Origin of the sequence: Pseudomonas sp. (genome assembly GCF_026224925.1) — a bacterium.
Taxonomy (GTDB): domain Bacteria; phylum Pseudomonadota; class Gammaproteobacteria; order Pseudomonadales; family Pseudomonadaceae; genus Aquipseudomonas.
The window spans coordinates 1-4,410 of sequence record NZ_JAMFRV010000119.1 but is presented as its reverse complement, the minus strand read 5'-3'; the positions used below and the strand labels follow the sequence as shown (position 1 = coordinate 4,410).

Sequence of the window (4,410 nt, the reverse complement as noted above, 5' to 3'; positions counted from 1 at the left end):
CTTGGCGATATCCCGTGGATTGGCAAACTGCTGTTTCGTTCGCACAAACGTGACCTGAGCCAGCGTGAGCGTTTGTTCATTCTGACGCCGAGACTGATCGGTGATCAGGTCAACCCGGCGCGCTACGTTGAAAACGGCAACCCGCACGATGTCGACGCAGCCGTCAAACGCATCGGCTCACGACGTGACGGCGCCGTTATGCCCACCCGTGGCGATATCCAGCAGGCGTTCATCCAATTGGTCGATGGTGTGGCACCGGCGGGCTTCCGTTCCAGCGACACCCTGCCTTTCGTAGCGGACACGCTGTGCGATCCGGGCCTAGGCGTCGAAATGGATCGCCAGCGTTCGCAATGGTATGTGCAGAAAGACTGGGGCATCGCCGTGGTGGTTGCACGGAACACGTCTAGCCAACCGATAAGAATTGATGAAAGCAGCTGCGGCGGTCGCTGGTCCATGGGCGTCAGCGCCTGGCCGCACGCCTGGTTGCAGCCGGGGGAGGAAAGCGAAGTGTATATCGCCATGCGTCAGCCCGAAGCGCTGAAAAACGGAGCGCAGGCTCGAACCTCGCTGCTCAAGGGAGCTAAACCATGACGATGACTCGGTACGTGTTGGTGTTCGCGGTGTTGTCGACAGTGGCGGGGTGTGCGAGCAAGTCGGCGGGGTGTGCCGGGGATGCCTGTAAACGGCCGGACTCTGCGCAAAACCAGTTGGTAATCTGGTGGTCTCCGGACATGCGCCAAGGTCTCGGCGACAACGATGAAACACCCGATTTCACTGTCGTGCCATTAAGGGATTGAATACATGATTCAGGTGTCGGAAAAAGCCTCGTTCTATGCGCATGTGGTGGCGGAGCGGATTGCCATGTGGTCGGTTGCGCCGGGGGTATCGTTCATCAGCCGGGCTGAACACCGCAACTGGGGCATTGCCCTGCATATCGACAGCCGCGCGCTGATGCCGCAACAAATGCACGATGCACTGGAACGGCGCTTTGTTCAGGCACACCTGTTTTCGGATTATTTTGTATTCCTCAACGTGCAACGCGACTTCGTTGTGTGGCACGCGGCGCCGGAGTTTGGGGGTTCGATGGGTGATATTCGTGAGCGGGAATTGATGCTGGTGGGGTTGGGGCATTTGAATCATTGAGAATGAAGGCCCTGCGGTTCTGCTGTTTTAGGAGCCAAGGTCAAAAGCTGGTCTGCGTTAGGGCTGCTTGCTGTATGCACATTGGCTTCTGGCCGGCAGGCCGTGGGAGCGAATTTATTCGCGATCGGCTGCGCAGCAGTCGTAGGTCGGTTAACGCAAATCTGGCAGATTTAGCTGTATGTGCCAATTTGGGACCGCTTCGCGATCCATCGCGGGCAAGCGCGCTCCTACAGGGTTTTTGATCTGCCTTTGAGATCTGATGCGAATTGAATATCAAATTGCGGAAAGAGGGCCCGGATGGTGGGGCAAGCCCTTTTGGCGGGACCTTTTTGCGGTTCGGCGCCCCGACGTTTGAAAAAGGTTCCTCGCTGTAAGAGCGAATCCATACTCCCAGCAACCAAAAACAATGGATACACCGCCCAAAACCCAACGCCAACACAAAACATGCTGTTGACCCTGGCCCCTAAAACAGCAGGACCGCAGGGCCTCCATTTACAAATCATGCACCTGTATCACTTCATCAGTCACCTCATCCAACTGCCGAACCACCTGATAGATATGTGCCACGGCGAGGAGGGTGGTGCGGGGGATGTGGCGGCCGGCTCTGGATTTGTACAGCGTGCGCGCCAACCAGATGTTTTGCACGATGGGTATTTTTCCGCGTTTGGCCCGTTCGATCAGCGCCAGAGCATCGTCGTCATGGCCTTTGCAGTGGATGACCGGTAACGGCGTTTCTCCCGGCCGGTAATACAGGGCCACGGCATAGTGAGTCGGGTTCACTATCAGCATGTCTGCATCTTCCACGGGTTTTGGCGGGGTTTTGGGTGCTTCGTTGAGCAGCTCGTGGGCCAATTGACGACGATGGCCTTTGACGTGCGGGTCGCCCTCGGACTGCTTGTATTCCTTCTTGATATCCTCGTGGCTCATGCGCAGTTTTTTCGCGTGGAAGTACTTCTGCATCCCAAAGTCGACCAACCCGATCACCAACAACAAACCCAATATCGTACGCAAGATGTGCCGAAAAACCTGCATCAACGCATGCCAATACGTCGTTAAATCGGTATCGGCCAGCAGGATCAACGTCCCCAGCGCCGGTTTGATCACCACATAAAGCACCGCACCAATCGCGGTGGCTTTTAGGATGCTCAACAGCAACGTCATCACGGCTTGCCCGGAGAACATCTGTTTCAGTTTGCTGAACGGGTTGAGTTTGGCCAGGTCCGGTTTCAACGCTTTTGGCGCAAACAAAAAACCAAACTGCATCCAACTGCCCACCAAGCGCATGAGTATCGCCATGCCAACACTGCTCAGGATAAAACTGATTAGCACCGTGGTCGCTTCGCCGGTCACTTCACCGACGGTGCGAATGAACGGCTGACCAACGCGCTCAAACGACAGGGTAATCAGGTGACCCAAACGCGCTACGCTTTCATCGGCCAAAGCGAAGGTGGTTTCGCTGACTCCCATCAGGACCATCAACTTCACCAAGTCCTGACTTTGCCCGACCTGGCCTTTTTCTCGGGCGTCGCGCAGGGCCTTGGGCGTGGCCTTTTCGGTTTTTTCGCTCATGGCACCTGCACCAGGTTCAGCAGCAAAAATTTCAGGTCCAGCAAGTGTTGCAACTGGCCGTTGCCCAGCTCCAGCAAGGTCGGCATGTAGATCAGTAAGAAGGCCAATCCAGCCATGCTTTTCGCTGGCATCGACAGGATCGACACGTTCAACTGCTGGGCGTACAGACCAATGATCGCTAAGGCCGCTTCAATCAGTAGTAACAGGCCAATGAATGGCGCGGCATACAGCATCATGTGCTGCATGGTCAGGTTCAGTTGTTCGAGGAACACATTCAGCCCGTCGAAGGTCATGCCCGGCAACCATGCGGTGGGCGGCCAGACCATGTAGCTGTCCCAGATCACTTGGGTGATCAGCGACAAGCCGCCAGAGAGGATCACCAGCATGATCAGAGTTTCCTGAAACAACTCGCCCAGCGGCGTTGCATCCGGCCCAAGCGACGGGTTGATTTGCCCGCCGCTGAGGGCCCCGCGTTGGCTGTCCAACAGCGCACCCACTGAGGCAAACATCCAGAACGGCGCATACATCAGCGAGCCCAGCAGCACGCCCAACACCGATTCCTTGAGCAGCAGCCCGGCAATCGCGAACCAGTCATCACCTTGAATCGACAGTGCACGGCCAATGCCGGGGGCGGGCACCAGGGTTACCGCGCACACCACTGCATAACGCAGCGGTCCCTTGAGGTATTTGAAGCAGAAGGCCGGGACCAGAATCATCACCGGCAGAATTCGCGCCATGGCCAGGCCCATGCCGAGCATCAGTTCAAAGGCGCCCTCGGCACTGAATGGCAGTGCCATCTAATGCCCACCCGAACGGGCGATCAAGTCGAAGGACATGTTGATGAACTGGATCATCTCCACGCCGATCCAGCGTCCAGTCATGGCCAGCGTCAGGCCGACCGCCGCGAGCTTGATACCGAATGGCAAGGTTTGGTCCTGAATCTGCAACAACGCTTGCAGCAGCGATGTGATGACCCCCACCAATACCGCCACACCCAATGGCGGTGCGGTGAGAATGACCACCAGAAACATCCCTTGTTTGAATAGCGCCAGCGCTTCCATAGGGCCTCACATATACGAATAAAAGAGGCTGTCGAGCAGCCGCGACCAGCCCGAGACCAGCACGAACAACAGCAGTTTGAGCGGCAGTGAAATGGTCATCGGCGAGACCATCTGCATGCCCAGCGCCAGCAGCAGGTTGGATACGATCAGGTCGATGACAATGAAGGGGATATAGATCAGAAAGCCGATCTCGAAACCGGCCTGCAACTCGGAAATCACAAACGCGGGCACCGCAATTAACAGATCTTCCTTGTTGGCTTTGTCAGCCATGTCGGCGGGCCACATGCGGTGGGTGTTGTCCATCAAGTGCGCGAGCACTTCCGGATTGGTGTTGCGCGTCATAAAACGCTGCAACGGCTCCATGACCGTGTCGGCGCTGGCCTGGAGTTTGTCGCTGCTGCCGATTTCCAGCGGATGCTCATGCACCCGTTGTTGAATCTGGTGCGCAACTGGGGCCATTACGAACATGGTTGCCGCCAGCGCGATGCCATACATAGCCATGTTCGGCGGCACTTGCTGCACGCCGATAGCGTTACGGGTGATCAGCAGGACCATGGAGATTTTCAAGAAGGCGGTGCAGATAATCAGTAAAAACGGAATGAGCGACAGTGCACCGAGAAACAGCGCCAGCAAGATG

The 4,410-nt window shown here is 56.7% G+C and carries 6 protein-coding genes and 1 pseudogene; 3 read left to right on the top strand and 4 right to left on the bottom strand.

Features of this window, described 5'->3' with window-relative positions:
* The 3 genes and pseudogenes from M0974_RS05345 to M0974_RS05335 all read left to right on the top strand — a co-directional run.
* A pseudogene (locus M0974_RS05345) lies at nt 1-591 on the top strand (EscC/YscC/HrcC family type III secretion system outer membrane ring protein); the annotation flags it as partial.
* Nucleotides 588-797 carry an HrpT family type III secretion system protein gene (gene hrpT, locus M0974_RS05340; RefSeq protein ID WP_297833684.1) on the top strand — a complete coding sequence of 70 codons (210 nt, stop codon included), beginning with the start codon at nt 588-590 and terminating at the stop codon, nt 795-797. The pseudogene M0974_RS05345 and the gene hrpT, both read left to right, overlap by 4 nt.
* A gap of 4 nt (nt 798-801) precedes the next feature.
* Nucleotides 802-1,143, top strand: a complete 342-nt coding sequence (locus M0974_RS05335) for a type III secretion protein HrpV (protein ID WP_297833682.1) — start codon at nt 802-804, stop codon at nt 1,141-1,143.
* A gap of 492 nt (nt 1,144-1,635) precedes the next feature.
* On the opposite strand, the gene sctU is transcribed toward M0974_RS05335, so the two are convergent.
* From sctU to sctR, 4 genes are read right to left on the bottom strand one after another with little or no spacing between them, the layout of a single operon-like run.
* Nucleotides 1,636-2,712: a type III secretion system export apparatus subunit SctU gene (sctU, locus tag M0974_RS05330; protein WP_297833679.1), complete on the bottom strand. Its 1,077-nt coding sequence runs from the start codon at nt 2,710-2,712 to the stop codon at nt 1,636-1,638.
* The gene (gene sctT / locus M0974_RS05325) at nt 2,709-3,503 is read right to left on the bottom strand and encodes a type III secretion system export apparatus subunit SctT (RefSeq protein WP_297833687.1); all 795 of its coding nucleotides are present in this window, start codon (nt 3,501-3,503) and stop codon (nt 2,709-2,711) included. The genes sctU and sctT overlap by 4 nt, the downstream gene beginning before the upstream one ends.
* 6 nt (nt 3,504-3,509) lie before the next feature.
* A complete protein-coding gene (sctS, locus tag M0974_RS05320) occupies nt 3,510-3,773 on the bottom strand; it encodes a type III secretion system export apparatus subunit SctS (protein ID WP_297833676.1) in 264 nt (87 codons plus the stop codon).
* A 6-nt stretch (nt 3,774-3,779) separates the two neighbouring features.
* Entirely contained in the window at nt 3,780-4,409 is a 630-nt protein-coding gene (sctR, locus tag M0974_RS05315) for a type III secretion system export apparatus subunit SctR (RefSeq protein ID WP_297833673.1), read from the bottom strand.
* Between the last annotated feature and the right edge of the window lies 1 nt (nt 4,410).